Raw genomic sequence first — 15,425 nt, forward strand, 5'->3', positions numbered from 1 at the left:
TACTGGACAGTTGCGACAAACTGCGCCAATCGGACACCCGCAGAATGCCTGTTCTACAGCGCGGATTACTTCGCGGCGGCGCGGAAATAGAGAATGTTGGAGCCGTGGGCGGCGAGCGGGCCCGCCTCGGCGGCCTGGCGGATGCCGCTGCCGGGGAGGCAGGTGAGTTTGGTGAACATGGTGGTGTTGCCGAAGGCGGAGCGGACCTGGGTTTCGGAGGCGTAGTCGGCGCCGTAGTCGGAGAGGACCTTGAAATCCAGGGGTGCCAGGGGCTTTTCGAGAGGGGTCTGGGCGGCCGGTAGGCCCAGGGCCGCGTATTGGGTGGCGGCTCCGCCCTCGTACCAGCACAGTTCGTAGGACATGTTCTCGGTGGTGGTCACGCTGACCACCGGCCATTCCTGGGACAGGCGCAGCGCCAGGGGGTGTCGGCCGACCGGGGTCACCTCCCAGTTCAGGCTCTTCACCGAGACCCAGTGCTCGGAGACCTTTTCGACGAGGACCACGTCCTCGCCCAGGCGTTCGGCCGGGTTGGGTTCGGGTTCCGGTGTGCTCCAGTGCTTTTCGTCTACACCGAGGTAGGCGGTGCTGGGCACGGGCTGGGCGTCGTCGCCGCCGTAGGCGGCCAGGATGGCGGCGCGGACCAGGGTGACGGCATTGCGGGAGGAGCAGCGCACCGCCAGCGCGCCGAAGGAGGTGCTGATCTCCACCGGCTTGGAGGGCTGATCGGGCAGCGCGCCCGCGGCGATCGGCTTGAGTCCGACCAGCGCCAGCTGCCAGTTGATCTCCTCGATGGTGGCCAGGTCACCGGCCGTCTGGTAGAGGATCTGCTGCTGGGTCAGGAAGCCCGCCCGTTCCAGGGTGGCGCACTCCAGCTTGCGCAGGGCGGTCACCGTCTTGCTGGTGAATCCGATGTCCTCCACCCGGATTTCGCGCAGCCGCTGGGTCATCGCCGGGGAGGTGACGCCCGCGTAGCACTCGCGGTACATGGCCAGCGTCTGCTTGCGCTGACGGCCCACCATGAGGGTGCGCAGCAGCGTGTTGAGCGAGCTCAGGTAGCGGTTGGCCTGGTCCGGGTCGGCGGCGAAGAGGCCGGCGCGGATGCGGACCGCGTCCTCGCCCGCGGCCACCGCGGCCTTGGGATCCAGGCGGCACAGCCAGACGCTGCACTTCGACAGCGCGTCCGCGGACGCGCCCGCGGCCAGCGGATAGTTCTGCGCCACATGCCGATACGCCTGGCAGGCATTGCGGATGGTGGAGGTGGCCAGTTCGCGGTGCCCGATGGTGCGGGCGGCCTGTTCGAACAGCCGCAGCGCCTCGGTCACCTCGGCGGCGAAGGGGGCGGTGACGTGGCCTGCGGTGAGCCAGCGCAGCCGGATGAGCACGGCCTCCTGCGCGGGCTCGAGCGCCGAGGGCGAGCGATCGCGCTGCGCCGGGTCGGATTTGGTGGCCATCAGGGCGCGGGCCAACGCGCACAGGGAGGTCGCCAAGGCCAGCTCGGTTTCGGGCGTCCGGTCCCGCGCGGCCGTGCGATCCGCGGCCACCTGGCGCTCGATGGCGCTGAGATCCATTGCGACCTTCAAACTCCCGTAGCTGTGCCCTGTGCGATGAACAACCGTGGCCACCAGGGCCTACGTGTGTTTGCGCCGAGTCTGCCACAGATTCGGCGCGCCGGTCACCCAACTGGTGGTTTGCCCGGATCGACGATCATCCGCGCAACGCCGGAGCGATCAGCTCGGCCGCGTGTAGCGCACCTGCCGCGGTTTGCCGCGCTCGAATTCCGCGCGCCCCGAGAGATATCGCGGCACACCCACCTCCCACCAGGCCCCGGACTCGGTCCAGGCCGACGGCTGGGTCCGGACCACCACCACGGCGGGCCGCCGCTCGGCCACGGCGGCGCTACGCGCCCGGGCGTACGACTCGCGGAACTCGGTGAGTTCGCCCGCGGTGAACACCGAGCAGCCGAGGGCACGCGCATGCGCGGCGAAGTCGACGCGCGGCGGATCGGCGTGGTTGGTGCGGCAGTCGGCGTAGAAGTTGTTGAACGCCTGCCCGCCCTGCCCCTCCTGCAGCCGCGCGATGACCGCGTACCCGTCGTTGTCGCACACCACGGCCACCAGCGGATGTCCGGCAAAGGCGGCGGAGAACAACTCGGAGTTCAGCATCAGGTACGACCCGTCGCCGAGCAGGGTGGTGACCAGGCCCTGAGGACGGGCCATGGCTGCACCCCAGGCACCGGCGAGTTCGTAGCCCATGCAGGAGAAGCCGTATTCGACGTCCATGGTGGGGGTGCCGCCGGTGGCGCGCCAGCCGCCGATGAGTTCGCCGGGGAGGCCGCCGGAGGCGGTCATGACGTAGTCGGTGGGGTCGCTGAGGTCGTTGACCGCGCCGACGATCTGGGCGTAGCTGGGCGATCCGGGGGTGGGTGAGCGGAGTTTGTCGATGTGGGCGTCCCATTCGACACGGACCGTGGCGGCCCGGGCCGTCCAGGTCGGGTCGGCGCGCCAGTCCCGGAGTTCGGGGCCGCAGTCGTGCAGCGTCGCGTCGGCATCGCCGACGACCGCCAGCGCGCCGTGTTTGACGGCGTCGAAGCGGGCCGTATTGATATGGACGATGCGGACTTCCGGGGCGAAGACCGTCCAGGATGCGGTGGTGAAGTCCTGGAGCCGGGTGCCGACGGCCAGGACTACGTCGGCCGCGGCGGCGAGGGTGTTGGCCGAGGCCGCGCCCGTGATGCCGAGCGGGCCCGCGTAGAGCGGATGGTCGTGCGGGACGAGGGTGCGTCCGGCTGTGGTTTCGGTGACCGGGATGCCGTGGCGCAGGGCGAATTCCAGCACCCGCTCCCCCGCGCCGGAATAGCGGACACCCCCGCCGAGCACGAGCAGCGGACGCTGCGCCTCGCGCAGTACGTGTGCGGCCTCGGCGAGGACTCGCCGGTCGGGGCGCGGGCGCGGCACGCGGTGCACGACCGGTTCGAACAGGGCATCGGGGAAGTCGTAGGTTTCGGCCTGGACGTCCTGCGGCAGGGCGAGCACGACCGGTCCGGCGTCGGCGGGGTCGGTGAGGACGCGCGCCACCTGCGGCAGGGTCGCGATGAGTTGCTCGGGCCGGGTGATGCGGTCGAAATACCGGCTCACGGGCCGGAATGCGTCATTGACGGTGATCGTCGGATCGCCGTAGTGCTCGACCTGCTGCAACACCGGGTCGGGGGCGCGGCTGACGAAGGTGTCCCCGGGCAGCAGGAGCAGTGGCAGCCGATTGGCATGCGCCACACCGGCGGCGGTGACCATGTTCAGTGCTCCGGGCCCGATGGAGGAGGTGGCGATGCCGACCTGCCGCCGGTGCGTCGCCTTGGCCAGCCCGACCGCGGCCAGGGCCATGCCCTCCTCGGTGTGCCCGCGCCACACCGGAAGCTCGTCGCGTCGTTCCACCAGCGCGGTGCCCAGCCCCAGCACATTGCCGTGCCCGAAGATTCCGAAAACCGCCGGGAACAGCGGAACTTCGCGACCGTCGAGGGTTTCCGACCGCTGCGCGGCCAACCAGGCGACCAGCGCTTGCGCGGTCGTGAGTTTCATCCGAGCCGTCCTTCGTGGGAGGTGACCGGGCACCGGGGATCCAGCGGCTCCCCCGCCCAGGCGGAGCGCACCCAGGCGTGTGCGGGGTCGTCGCAGAAGGCCATGGATCGTTCCGGTGCGGGACCGGCCAATACGTTCAGGTAGTACATGGGGTAGCCGGGTGCGGCGATGCAGGGACCGTGGTAGCCGTGCGGCACGAGGAACACGTCGCCGTCGCGGACCGCCACGTTCTCGTCGAGGGAACCGTCGGCGGTGTAGGTCCGGTGCATGCCGAATCCCTCACGCCCGGGGGTGATTCCGTCGCGACCGGCGATGCGGAAGTAGTAGATCTCCTCGTTGACGACCTCGCACTCCGATGCCTCGTCGTGCTTGTGCGGCGGATACGAGGACCAGTTGCCGTCCGGTGTGATGAGTTCGCAGGCATTGAGCTTGTCGGCGTGGTCCCACACCCCGGGCGTACCGAAGTTCGTCACCTGCCGCGTCGCCCGGCCCGCCCCGCGCACCTCCACCGGAACCTGTTCGGCCGGGCCGTATCTGGGTTCGAGCCGGTTCAGGCATCGGGCCGTCGGCAGCGCCACCTCGATGCCATCCTCGGTGGACAACTCCACTTCGGCATTCCTCGGCACATACGCGAAGTCGGTGACCCGCGTGAAAACCGAATCCCTGCCCGCGAGTTCGAACACCGTCCCGTCCACCCGCACCGTGCACGATCCGGACAGCGGCAGCACGAACGCCTCGAACTCCCCGGTGTCGATCACCCGACGCTCCCCCGGCTCCAGCCGCAGCACCCGTAACCCGGCGTAGGACCAGCCCGCGTCCTCCGGTGTCAGCAGGACGGGATCGCCCGAATCCGCCAGTGTCCCAGCGGGTCTGTGCAGGTGCTTCATCTCGCTGCCTCCAGTACGCGGGCCGCCGCCTGCACCGCTCCGGCGACATCGCCGTCGGGCGGGTAGAGCAGGCTGCGTCCGACGACCAGACCGCGGGCGACGTCGTGGCGCAGGGCCGCTCCCCACGAGGCCAGATCGGCTTCGGGGTCGCCGGAGGGAGCGCCGCCCAGCACGAGCACCGGCAGGGTGGTGGCGTCGAGCACCGAGACCTCGTCGGGCGCGGGGATTTTCAGCCATGTGTAGGCGGAGGTGACACCCAGTCCGGAGGCGACGGTGATGGCGCGTTGCAGGGAGGCGGCGTCCTTGTGCATGGTCAGCGCCCCCGAGCCGTCGCGGGCATAGGGCAGCGGTTCGACCATGGCCATCAGGCCGTGCTCGGCCAGCTCCGACACCGCGCGGGCGCAGGCTTCCAGGGTGGGAATGGTGCCGGGGTCCGAATCCACCAGGCGCAGCAGCATTTTGCCGCCGTCGAGGCGGTACTTCACCAGCGATTCGGCATCGTAGCCGGTGAAGCGGTCGTCGATTTCCCAGTCGGCTCCGGCCAGGCCGCCACGGTTCATGGAACCGATGACGATCTTCTCGTGCACGGCGTCGAGCAGCAGCAGTTCCTCGACGATGTCCGGGGAGCCGAGCACGCCGTCGACTGCCGGGTTGGCCAGGGCGATGAGCAGCCGTTCCAGCAGGGTGCGGCGATCGGCCATGGCGGTGCGGTCCGCGCCGACGCCGAGCGCGCCTCGGGGGGGGGTGGTCGGCGGCCACCAGGAAAAGGGTTCCCTTGTCCGACAGCAGGTTCGGCCGCCGACGGCGGTCGGCGTAGGCCCGCCGCACGGCCTCGGGGTCGGTGGCGCGGGTGTGTAGCAGGTCGTACCAGCGTGCATCGGTCAGGTGCACAGCAGCTCCTCGATCTCGGCGGCGGTGGGCATGGCGTCGGCGCAGGCCAGGCGCGAGGCCACCAGCGCCCCGGCGGCATTGGCGTAGCTGGCCAGGCGGTGCGGATCCCAGTCCGACAGCAGACCGTGGATGAGCGCGCCGCCGAAGCCGTCGCCCGCGCCGAGGCCGCACAGCACCTCGACCGGGCAGGGCGGCACCGTCCAGCGCTCGGTCTCGGTGGCGATCAGCACGCCGTCCGCGCCGCGTTTGACCACGGCCAGCCGGACGCCGCGGGCCAGCAGGCGATCGGCGGCCTCGTCCGGATCGGCGGTGCCGACGGCGACCTGGACCTCGGTGCGATTGCCCACCACCACATTCACGTGGTCGACCATCCAGCCGATCTCGGCGCGCGCGGTCTCGACATCGGGCCAGAACATGGGCCGGTAGTCGAGATCGAGGACGGTGTGGCCGCGCCGGGCCCGGCGTTCCAGGATGGCGCGCTGGGTGGTGCGGCCGGGCTCGGCACTGACGCCGGTCCCGGTCACCCACAGCAGCGGCACCGAATCCACCACGTCCCAGGGGATCTCGTCCTCGGTGAGGGTGAGGTCCGGCGCGATGGGGGCGCGATAGAACAGCAGCGGCGGATCCGCGGGCGGCACGAGCTCGCAGAACACCACCGGCGTCTGCAAATTCGCGGACGTCCCGACGTAGCGCGCCGAAACACCGAACTCCTCCAGCGCGTTTCGCACGAAGTCCCCGAACCCGTCGGGCCCCACCTTGGTGAGGATCGCGGTGCGGCGACCCAGCCGCGCCGCCGCCACCGCCACATTGGTGGCCGTCCCGCCGAGGAATTTCGCGAACGTCTTCACCTCGGCGAGCCGGACACCGCTCTGCTCGGGATACAGATCGACCCCGACCCGGCCGATCGTCAGTACCTCCAGCCCGGTCACGACACCAGCCCCGTTCTCACGACACCACCCGTTCCAATTCGTGTTGCAGCGCCTCGAGTTCCGCGCCGCCGGACATCTGCCGGGTCAGCTCGGTGAGGTCGATCTCGGACTTCTCGTAGCTGCCGAGCATGGCGCCACGCTTGAGCAGCAGGAAGCGATCGCCGACCGGGTAGGCGTGATGCGGATTGTGGGTGATCAGCACGACGCCCAGGCCGCGATCGCGGGCCTGCACGACGTAGCGCAGCACGACACCGGCCTGCTTGACGCCCAGGGCTGCGGTCGGTTCGTCCAGGATCAGCACCTTGGCCCCGTAGTGCACCGCCCGCGCGATGGCCACGCACTGACGCTGGCCGCCGGACAGGGTGCCGACCGGATGCTCCAGGTCGGGGATGTCGATCCCCATGTCCGCCAGACCTTTTCGGGCGATCTCCTGCGCCTGCTTGCGGTCCAGCAGTTCCAGGGGGCCGTAGCGTTTGACGGGCTCGGAGCCGAGCACGAAATTGCGCCACACGCTCATCAGCGGCACCACCGCCAGGTCCTGGTAGACGGTGGCGATGCCGAGGTCCAAAGCCGCACGCGGGGAGGACAATCGCGTGGCCTCGCCCTCGATGCGCAGTTCTCCGCTGTCGTGCTGGTGCACGCCCGCCAGAATCTTGATCAGGGTGGATTTACCCGCGCCGTTGTCACCGAGGACGCAGGTGACCTCGCCGGGATTCACCACCGTCGAGACATCGCGCAGCGCGACCACGCCGCCGTAACTCTTTCCGATGCCGATCGTCTCGATCAACGGCACCCCGGCTGTTCCGGTCTGCTCGGTCATCGGCGTACCCTTTCCGCCCGCTTCTTGAATGCGTTGTTGACCAGCACGGCCGAGAACAGCAGCACGCCGAGGAACAGCATGAACCAGTCGCTGTTCCACCCGGCCAGCACGATGCCCTGGCGCGCCATGCCGAAGATGAGCGCGCCGATGGCGGCGCCGACCACCGAGCCGAAGCCGCCGGTGAGCAGGCAGCCGCCGATGACGGCCGCGATGATGTACTGGAATTCCAGTCCCACACCCTGATTGGCCTGCACGCTGGCGAAGCGCAGCAGGTTGCACGCGCCCACGATCCAGCCCGCGAAGGCGGTGGTCATGAACAGCAGGATCTTGGTGCGGGTGGCCGGGACGCCGACCGCGCGGGCCGTGGGCAGCGAGCCGCCGACCGCGAAGATCCAGTTGCCGAACCTGGTGCGCACCAGCACGATCGCCGCGATGGCGGTCACCACGATCCACCACACCACCGACGCCTGGACGCTGGCGCTGCCGATCTTGGTGGTGGAGGCGAAAACCCAACCGGCGGAATGATATCCGTCGGCGCCGCGCACGCCCGAGACCTGCACGGTGCCGGTGGCCCAGCGGGTCACGCCGAGATTCAAGCCCTGCAACGCCAGGAATGTGCCCAGCGTGACGATGAAGCTCGGCAGCCCGGTGCGCATCACCACCCAGCCGTTGAGCGCGCCGACGGTGAGCGCGAAGACCAGCGAAACCGCCAGTCCCAGCCAGATATTCCAGCCCGCGTGCACCGCCAGCAGGCCGGCGATGAGCGCGGTGGAGGCGGTCATCACGCCGGTGGACAGATCGAATTCGCCGCCGATCATGAGCAGCGCCACCGCCACCGCCATGATGCCCAGGGTGGAGGCGTCGTCGAGCCAGGTCGAGATGCCCAGCGGTTTCACGAATTTGGTGGTGATGAGGGTGAAGAACACGAACACCACCACCGCGCCGAGCAGCGCGCCCACTTCGGGGCGGGCGACCAGCCGGTTGAGGATGGCCAGCCGGTCCGGCGGCGGTGCGGCCGGTGTCGTCTCGGATGTCGTTGTCGTAGCAGTCATTTCATTTTCTCCCGGCCCGCTCACCGTGTGCCCTGGCCGACCAGCGCGGCAATGGCTTCCACATTGGACTTGTCCACGAACGCCGGACCGGTCTGCACCGGATGGCCACCGCCGACGGTGTTCAGGTTCGTCTTGTAGAGCTGCAGCATGACCACCGGCAGGTAGCCCTGCTCGTACTGCTGCTGATCCACCGCGAAAAGCAGGGACCCGGCCCGGATGGCGCTCACCACATCGGAATTCAGGTCGAAGGTGGCGATCGTGGCCTGCGACGCGGACTCCTTCACCGCATCCACGGCGCGGGCCGCGATCTGCGAGTTCAGGGTGACCACGGCGTCGATGGAGCGATCGGCCTCGAGCGCGCCCTTGAGCCGGGACTGCACGTCGGTCGGGTTGTTGATGTCCACCTGCAGCGTGGTCGCGGTGCCGAAGCCCTGGGTGGCTCCGGCGCAACGCTCGTTCGCGCCGACGTTCCCGGCCTCGTGAATCACGCACAGCAGCTTGTGTTTCCCGGCCGCGGCCAGTCGCTTGCCGGCGGATTCACCGGCCATGCGCTCGCTCTGCCCGACGTGGCCGATGGCGCCGAACTGGACGCTCTCGGCCTCACCGGAGTTGATGGTCACCACGGGAATGCCCGCGGCGACGGCCTTCTCGACAGACGGCTTCAGGGCGTCCGGATTGGCCATGGACACCACGAGGCCGTCGACGCCCTGGGCCACGGCATTGTCGATGAGCTTGGCCTGCTGGGTCGGATCGCCCGAGGAGTTGTACTCGACCCGGACGCCGAGATCCTTCCCAGCGGCCTCGGCACCGTTCTTGACCACATTCCAGAAGGCGTCGCCGGGTGAGCCGTGGGTCACCACGGCCACGGATTTCAGGGTGCCCACCGCGGCCGGGGCCTGGGCGGGTCCGGTGACATCGGCGCCGGGGCCGGCGCAGGCTGCCAGCACCGCCGCCGCGGCGAGCCAGGGCGACAGTCGCAGCCAACGAGGGCGGCGCGATCGGGGGTTCGCGGACATCGTCGTCTTCACCTCCCCACTAAATCCGAGCCGAGGCGAGACCAGCGCCGATCTCGGCCAGGTGTCGCAGACTTTCTCGAGCGTCGGCGGTGGGGACCGCGGCGGAGTCGCCGGGTGCCAGCGCGGTGTCCTGCTCGATCACGTACCAGCCGCGGTAACCGGCCGCGTGCACCTCGCGAACCAGGGCCGCGATATCGACATCGCCGCTGCCGAGCGGGACGTAGAGCCCGCGGCGCACGGCGTCGCTGTAATCGGCAGTGCCGTCGCGCACTTCGGCCGCCAGTGCGGCGCGCACATCCTTGAGGTGGATGTGGCCGATGCGGTCGGCATGGCGGCGGGCCAGCTCGACGGGGTCGGTGCCGCCGATCAGCAGGTGGCCGGTGTCGAGACAGAGGTCCAGCTCGGAGTCGGCGAGGAAACGCGCCACCTCTGCGGCGGTCTCGACATGGGTGCCGACGTGCGGATGCAGTGCGACGCGCAGGCCGTGTTCGGCGGCGATATCGCCGACGGTGGCCGCGGTGTCGATCAGGGTCTTCCACTCGCGATCGGTGAGCGACGTGCGGGTGTCGTAGCCGTCGTCTCCGGTCGCAGCGGCCAGTACCAGGATCTCGGCCCCGGCGGCGGCGAACAGCGCGGCCGTCTCGCGGGCGGCGGCCAGGGCCCGGCTCGGTTCCCGGTGCAGCGCCAGCGCGAGGAAGCCGCCGATCGGCGCGATTCCGTAGGCGCGCAGGGCTTTGGACAGCTCGCCGGGCGCATCGGGTAGGTACCCCGGTGGCCCGAACTCGGTGGCGGTGATTCCCAGTGCCGCCATTTCGGCGAGCACCGTCTCGGGGGCGAGGACTTCTCCCCAGCCCGGTACCTCGCAGACTCCCCAGGAGATCGGCGCGGCAGCTATACGCAGTGGATTCAGCGATTCGGTCATCGGCACTTCCCAGACCCGTCGTATGTACTCAGCATTGGAGCGCTCCAACAATGTAACCTGGCTCACTCCCGTGTCAAGAGTCCGACATGCATCGAAAACTGCTGTGTGGCCACGGAAAACATGGTCTTGCAGGCCAAATGCCGGACCGAATCCATGCCCCGAATATCTGATTAGAGCGCTCTATTGCCTCGCCCGGTGGCAACGCTGTAGCGTGCGACACACACCGATCCCGAGTCCGACAACACCGATCCCGAGGACATGGAGGCGACCATGACCAGACCGACCATGGAGGACGTCGCCGCCGCCGCGGGCGTCTCCCGGGCCCTGGTCTCGCTGGTCATGCGGAATTCGCCCAAGGTGAGCGAGCATCGCCGCCGCGCGGTGCTGGCCGCGGCCGCCGAACTCGGCTACCAGCCGCACGCCATGGCCCGTTCGCTGGCCAGCCGGACCTCCAACATTGTCGAGGTCATGGTCTCGGACCTGCGAAATCCCTTCTTCGCCGACGTGATCGAGGGCATGGACGAGGCCGCACAGGAGGCCGGGCTCGAACTCATCCTCAATACCGGCCGCCGCAGCGCGACCCGGGAGCGCACCGCGCTGGAGAGCCTGCTGGGGTTCCGGCCGGGCGGCATCATCCTGCTGTCGCCGGTGCTGCCCGCGGCCGCGATTCGCGATGCGGCGGCGCGGTGCCCGATCGTGCTGGTGTCGCGGACCTCCACCAGCCCGGCCGTCGACACCGTCAATGACGACGGCGAACTCGGCGCGGCGCTGGCGGTGGATCACCTTGTGGCCCTGGGCCATCGGCGCATCGTGCACCTCGACGGCGGCGCGGCCTTCGCGGCCCCGCCCCGACGCAAGGGCTATACGGCCGCCATGACCCGATACGGCCTCGAGCCCATGGTGATCGCCAGCGAGCACACCGAAGAGGCCGGTGCGGCCGCGGTCCGCAAGCTGCTGAACATCTTCTCCCCCACCAACTTTCCCACCGCACTGGTGTGCGGCAATGATTTCAATGCCGTGGGCGCGATGGCCGCGCTCGAGGAGGCGGGTCTGCGTGCGCCCGAGGACGTCTCGGTCGTCGGCTACGACAACACCTCGCTGGCGGCGCTGCGGCACGTCGCCCTGACCACCATAGATCAACCGCGGAAACGCATCGGCCAGTTGGCCATTGCGGCGCTGCACGAACGGCTGCGCGGCGAGCGCACCGATCCGCTGCGCAAACGCCTGGAACCCTCCCTGGTCGTCCGCTCGACCACCGCCCCACCCCACGACTGACAGGAATCTCAATGACGATGTCAAGCCGCAGCTGGGACTCCGGTGATGCTCGGGGGCTTGGTGTCGAAGGGCCGGTTGTCGCGCAGCAGGGCCCACAGCACATCGACCAGGCGCCGGGCCGAGGCTAGGAGTGCTTGGGTATGAATGAGTCTTTCGGTTCGCTTGCGCTGGTAGAACGTTCGCGAGGGCCCCTCGTTCTTGATCGAGGACAAGGCAGCCATGAAGAACACGCGCCGCAGCCTGCGGTTGTAGCGTTTGGGCCGGTGCAGGTTGCCGCTGATGCGACCGGAGTCGCGCGGCACCGGTACAAGTCCTGCGTAGGAGGCCAACCGGCCCGGAGTGTGGAATTCGGCCACCGCGTCGCCGCCGGTGCTCACCAGGAATTCGGTGCCCAGGTGCGGACCCATCCCGGGCAGCAACTCGATGATCGCCGCTTGGGGGTGTTCGCGGAATCGGGCGGTGATCTGCTTGTCGAGATCCTTGATCTCGCGGTCGAGCTCGAGCAGTTTGACCGCCAGCCGCTTGATCAGTATGGCGGTGGTGGCCTCGCCGGGCACGGCGATGTCCTGAGTTCCGGCTGCGGCTACCGCTGCCGCTGCCATGGCGTCGATACCTTTGCGCCAGGCCCCATTCTCGGTGAGATGCGCAGTGACACCATCGATTCCGGCGTCCCCAATCTCGGCCGGGGTGCACATCCCGGCGACCAGGATCAGCGGAGAACGCGCCGAGTAGTCGAACGCGGCCTCCAATGCGGGGAAGATCGCACCCAGCATGGCGCGCAGCTGGTTGACCCCGCGCACCCAGTCGCCCATCAGGTCGCTGCGGTAGCTCGACAGCTGGGTCAGCTCAGCCACCAGTTCATCGGGCGCGGTCACCGGTTGCAGATCGCCGCGCATGCGGGCGGTGTCGGCGATGACGTGGGCGTCCTTGGCGTCGGTCTTACCCTCGCCGCGGAACACCCCGGTCATGGTGGCCACCATGCGGCCGGGCACATACACCACCGACTCGCCGGCGGCCAGCAGCACCGTGATCAGCAGTGCGGCAAGCGGACTGGTCAGCTCGATCGCCCACTGCGACTCGATCCCGGTCTTGCGGGCCCGGTCGATCACCGCTTCGATCGCCCGCTGGTCGTTGGCCAGTTTCCCCGACCAGCACACCTTGCCGTTCTCATCGACCACGCACACGTGATGGCCGATCCTGCCGACATCGATGCCAATCCAGATCTTTTGACGCAGCGCCACTCTCGCACTTCCGTTCACGCAACCGAAGCCCGTGGACAACCCCGCCACCAGGTCCCTAATCAGCGACGAACCGCATCAGATCTCAATCAGAGGCCGGAGCGTCCAGCACGGCGGGGCAGCCATTCCTGTCGAGCCACAACAAAGGCAAGCAACCATCAGCTACACCCCACCGCCCTGGGCATCCGGGGCACCAACCCCAGACACCTACAAACTTAGGGAGCAACCATGTCCCCGATCACTGTGGGCCTCGCCGGCACCGGCCGCATCGGCGCCTCCCACGCCGAGACCTTGAAATCCCTGCCCGGCGTCGGCACCGTGATCGTCACCGACGCCGATGCCGAACGGGCCCGGGCCACCGCCGACAAACTGGAGGTGGAGTTCGCTCCCGATATCGAGGCGCTGCTGGCCGCCGGCATCGACGGCCTGGTCATCACCACCGCCACCGATTCGCATCCGGCGCTCATCACCGCCGCCGTGGATCGCGGTATTCCGGTCTTCTGCGAGAAGCCCATCGCCGCCGACATTCTCGGCACGCTGCGGGTGGTCGAGCACGTGCAGCGCTCGAATGTCGCGGTGCAGATCGGTTTCCAGCGCCGCTTCGACGCCGGTTACCGGGCCGCGCGGGCCGCCATCGCCGCCGGGGATCTGGGCTGGATCCACACCCTGCGCGCCACCACCCTCGACCCCGCGCCGCCGCCCGCCGAGTACATTCCGCGCTCGGGCGGGCTGTTCCGCGACTGCGGCGTGCACGATTTCGACATCATCCGCTGGGTCACCGGCCGTGAGGTGGTCGAGGTGTACGCCACCGGGGCCAATCGCGGCGAGCAGTTCTTCGCCGACTCCGGCGATGTCGACACCGCCGCGGTCATCCTGCGCCTGGACGACGGCTGCCTGGGCACCGTCTCGCTCACCCGATACAACGGCGCGGGCTACGACGTGCGCCTGGAAGTGCTGGGCTCCAACGGCAATGCCATCGTCGGCCTCGACGAGCGGGCCCCGCTGCACTCGGTGGAGCCCGGCTACCCGCCTTCGGCGCTACCCGCCTATCCGGGCTTCATGGACCGATTCCATGGCGCCTACACCGAGGAGCTCGCCACCTTCCTCGATGTCGTCACCGGCCGGGTGCCCAATCCCTGCCCTCCCGCCGATGCGCTGGAGGCCTTCTACATCGCCGAGGCCTGCGAACTGTCCCGCCATCGGGGCACCCCGGTGCGGTTGTCCGATATCCGCCGCTGAAACCCGCCGGATGCCGCCGCTGAAACTTCGGCTACCGCCCGGCGGCATCCCTGTTTATCCTCCGTATGCCCGGTGATCACAGCGGGACCACCGAACGAGAGCTATTGGCATGAACGGGAATTCGATACCTCCGGGCTATCATCGCAACGATGAGCTGTGGAACCAGAACACGGAGGTGTTCGAACCGGTTCGCGGCGATTACGGCACCGGATCGAGCCCGCGCGGAGGCGGCGGCCCGAAAAAGCCGCAGACCAGCAAGTACCTGATCATCGGGCTGAGCGTGACGATTGTCGTCTGTCTGCTCGCCATCGGCGGTCTGCTGCTGTCGGGCCACGGCTCGTGGAATGCCGCCCCCAATGCCGCGACCGGCACCACCGGGCCCAGGGTCGTTCTCACACCGCCGCCGCACACCAGCGTCACCACCACCACGCAATCGGCGGGCTCGGCGACCACGCCCGACGCGACCACGCCCAGACCGTCGCCGACGACCACCACCGCGGTGACCACCACACCCGCCACCATCGCGGCCCAGGCCCCGTGCGAGCAGCCCGGCACGACCGCCACCACCTCCGACGGCACGGTCCTCACCTGCGTCATCGCCGGGGACGACACGACGCACTGGATGCCGGTGTCCAAGCCGACGGCCGGATCCGCCTGCGCCGCCTCCGAATCCGGCACCTTCGCCTACGCCCCGAACGGAACCCAGCTCGTCTGCTCGCGCCGTGCCGGTTCCACCACCCCCGTATACGTCTGGGACAACCCCGGCACCCTGACCACGGGCATCCACGACCCGGGCCAGGTGTGCAACCTCACGAAGGACGTCATCGCCCAATCCTCGAGCGGCCGGGCCGTCTACTGCCTGCCGACCAACAACCCCAGCAACGGCCAGTACATCGGAAACTGGAAATACCAGCCCTGACTCCGGGGCGAATCGCCGGTCAGCTCGCCAGCAATCCGACCGCTAGCGCCGTCATGACCAGGGCGATAACCGAATCCAGCACCTTCCACGCCTTGGGTTCGGCGAAGACCGGGGCGAGCAGGCGCGCGCCGAAACCCAGCGAGATGAACCAGATGAGGCTGCCCGCAATGGCTCCGGCGGTGAGGAACCAGCGGTCGGGGGTGGCGTAGGTGTTGGCGAAGGAGCCGAGCAGGACGACGGTGTCGAGGTCGGTGTGGGGGTTGAGCCAGGTGACGGCCAGGCAGGTGGCGATGGCCGCGCCCAGGGCGATGGGCGCGCCGCCGCCCGCGGCGAGACCGGACGCGGAGAAGGCGCGCTTGGCGGCGAGGAAGGCATAGCCGAGCAGGAACGCGGCGCCCGCGTACTTGGCGATGGTCATGATCATCGGGGCGGAATCGACGATGGCCCCGAAGCCCGCGACGCCGAGGGTCATCAGGATCACATCGGAGGCGATGCAGACCGCCACCACCGGCAGGACGTGCTCTCTTCGAATGCCCTGTCTGAGCACGAAGGCGTTCTGGGCGCCGATCGCCACGATGAGGGAGAGTCCGAAACCGAGTCCTGAGATGGCCGCCAGGGCCGCCGATGATGCGTTCACCCGCCCAAGTTAGGACGAACGTCCAGGA

13 protein-coding genes and 1 pseudogene are annotated in these 15,425 nt (G+C 69.0%); 3 read left to right on the plus strand and 11 right to left on the minus strand.

All coding sequences use genetic code 11. The features are described 5' to 3' along the window. Positions 1–65 precede the first annotated feature (65 nt). The 9 genes and pseudogenes from NS2_RS19180 to NS2_RS19220 form a co-directional block, all read right to left on the minus strand. A complete protein-coding gene (locus NS2_RS19180; RefSeq protein WP_033088853.1) occupies positions 66–1,568 on the minus strand; it encodes a hypothetical protein in 1,503 nt (500 codons plus the stop codon). Positions 1,569–1,727: 159 nt separating this feature from the next. Further along, a complete protein-coding gene (gene iolD / locus NS2_RS19185) occupies positions 1,728–3,572 on the minus strand; it encodes a 3D-(3,5/4)-trihydroxycyclohexane-1,2-dione acylhydrolase (decyclizing) (RefSeq protein ID WP_186817605.1) in 1,845 nt (614 codons plus the stop codon). Further along, positions 3,569–4,459, minus strand: a complete 891-nt coding sequence (gene iolB, locus NS2_RS19190) for a 5-deoxy-glucuronate isomerase (protein WP_071344305.1) — start codon at positions 4,457–4,459, stop codon at positions 3,569–3,571. The genes iolD and iolB overlap by 4 nt, the downstream gene beginning before the upstream one ends. Then, positions 4,456–5,344 (minus strand): annotated as a pseudogene (locus tag NS2_RS19195) (Cgl0159 family (beta/alpha)8-fold protein). Before NS2_RS19195 ends, iolB begins: the two are co-directional and overlap by 4 nt. Next, positions 5,341–6,279 carry a 5-dehydro-2-deoxygluconokinase gene (gene iolC, locus NS2_RS19200; protein WP_033088857.1) on the minus strand — a complete coding sequence of 313 codons (939 nt, stop codon included), beginning with the start codon at positions 6,277–6,279 and terminating at the stop codon, positions 5,341–5,343. The pseudogene NS2_RS19195 and the gene iolC overlap by 4 nt, the downstream one beginning before the upstream one ends. A gap of 16 nt (positions 6,280–6,295) precedes the next feature. Beyond that, on the minus strand, positions 6,296–7,099 hold the full coding sequence (locus NS2_RS19205) for an ATP-binding cassette domain-containing protein (RefSeq protein ID WP_155239681.1): 804 nt from the start codon (positions 7,097–7,099) through the stop codon (positions 6,296–6,298). Further along, positions 7,096–8,151: an ABC transporter permease gene (locus NS2_RS19210; RefSeq protein WP_081986034.1), complete on the minus strand. Its 1,056-nt coding sequence runs from the start codon at positions 8,149–8,151 to the stop codon at positions 7,096–7,098. Before NS2_RS19210 ends, NS2_RS19205 begins: the two co-directional genes overlap by 4 nt. Positions 8,152–8,171: 20 nt before the next feature. Beyond that, positions 8,172–9,167, minus strand: coding sequence for a sugar ABC transporter substrate-binding protein (locus NS2_RS19215; protein WP_033088858.1), 996 nt, complete (start codon positions 9,165–9,167; stop codon positions 8,172–8,174). Between the two features lie 19 nt (positions 9,168–9,186). Further along, entirely contained in the window at positions 9,187–10,089 is a 903-nt protein-coding gene (locus tag NS2_RS19220) for a TIM barrel protein (RefSeq protein ID WP_033088859.1), read from the minus strand. Positions 10,090–10,359: 270 nt separating this feature from the next. Here NS2_RS19220 and NS2_RS19225 point away from each other — a divergent pair, with 270 nt between their 5' ends. Then, on the plus strand, positions 10,360–11,364 hold the full coding sequence (locus NS2_RS19225) for a LacI family DNA-binding transcriptional regulator (protein ID WP_147207236.1): 1,005 nt from the start codon (positions 10,360–10,362) through the stop codon (positions 11,362–11,364). 20 nt (positions 11,365–11,384) lie between these two features. Here NS2_RS19225 and NS2_RS19230 read toward each other — a convergent pair whose 3' ends face one another. Further along, on the minus strand, positions 11,385–12,605 hold the full coding sequence (locus NS2_RS19230) for an IS110 family RNA-guided transposase (protein ID WP_081986035.1): 1,221 nt from the start codon (positions 12,603–12,605) through the stop codon (positions 11,385–11,387). A gap of 225 nt (positions 12,606–12,830) precedes the next feature. Between NS2_RS19230 and NS2_RS19235 the strand changes: the two genes are divergently transcribed. Together NS2_RS19235 and NS2_RS19240 are read left to right on the plus strand one after the other, a co-directional pair. Beyond that, the gene (locus NS2_RS19235; RefSeq protein ID WP_033088860.1) at positions 12,831–13,841 is read left to right on the plus strand and encodes a Gfo/Idh/MocA family protein; all 1,011 of its coding nucleotides are present in this window, start codon (positions 12,831–12,833) and stop codon (positions 13,839–13,841) included. A gap of 175 nt (positions 13,842–14,016) precedes the next feature. Then, positions 14,017–14,760: a hypothetical protein gene (locus NS2_RS19240; protein ID WP_145961813.1), complete on the plus strand. Its 744-nt coding sequence runs from the start codon at positions 14,017–14,019 to the stop codon at positions 14,758–14,760. A 19-nt stretch (positions 14,761–14,779) separates the two neighbouring features. On the opposite strand, the gene NS2_RS19245 is transcribed toward NS2_RS19240, so the two are convergent. Continuing rightward, a complete protein-coding gene (locus tag NS2_RS19245; RefSeq protein WP_172416803.1) occupies positions 14,780–15,397 on the minus strand; it encodes a LysE/ArgO family amino acid transporter in 618 nt (205 codons plus the stop codon). Between the last annotated feature and the right edge of the window lie 28 nt (positions 15,398–15,425).

This window comes from Nocardia seriolae NBRC 15557, from assembly GCF_007990715.1.
GTDB lineage: Bacteria > Actinomycetota > Actinomycetes > Mycobacteriales > Mycobacteriaceae > Nocardia > Nocardia seriolae.

What these genes read in the sequence shown, in the direction of transcription:
- iolD (WP_186817605.1), bottom strand. Translation starts at nt 3,572, where the DNA reads ATGAAACTCACGACCGCGCAAGCGCTGGTCGCCTGGTTGGCCGCGCAG.
- NS2_RS19235 (WP_033088860.1), top strand. Translation starts at nt 12,831, where the DNA reads ATGTCCCCGATCACTGTGGGCCTCGCCGGCACCGGCCGCATCGGCGCC.
- NS2_RS19215 (WP_033088858.1), bottom strand. Translation starts at nt 9,167, where the DNA reads ATGTCCGCGAACCCCCGATCGCGCCGCCCTCGTTGGCTGCGACTGTCG.
- iolB (WP_071344305.1), bottom strand. Translation starts at nt 4,459, where the DNA reads ATGAAGCACCTGCACAGACCCGCTGGGACACTGGCGGATTCGGGCGAT.
- NS2_RS19220 (WP_033088859.1), bottom strand. Translation starts at nt 10,089, where the DNA reads ATGACCGAATCGCTGAATCCACTGCGTATAGCTGCCGCGCCGATCTCC.
- NS2_RS19180 (WP_033088853.1), bottom strand. Translation starts at nt 1,568, where the DNA reads ATGGATCTCAGCGCCATCGAGCGCCAGGTGGCCGCGGATCGCACGGCC.
- NS2_RS19210 (WP_081986034.1), bottom strand. Translation starts at nt 8,151, where the DNA reads ATGACTGCTACGACAACGACATCCGAGACGACACCGGCCGCACCGCCG.
- NS2_RS19225 (WP_147207236.1), top strand. Translation starts at nt 10,360, where the DNA reads ATGACCAGACCGACCATGGAGGACGTCGCCGCCGCCGCGGGCGTCTCC.
- NS2_RS19205 (WP_155239681.1), bottom strand. Translation starts at nt 7,099, where the DNA reads ATGACCGAGCAGACCGGAACAGCCGGGGTGCCGTTGATCGAGACGATC.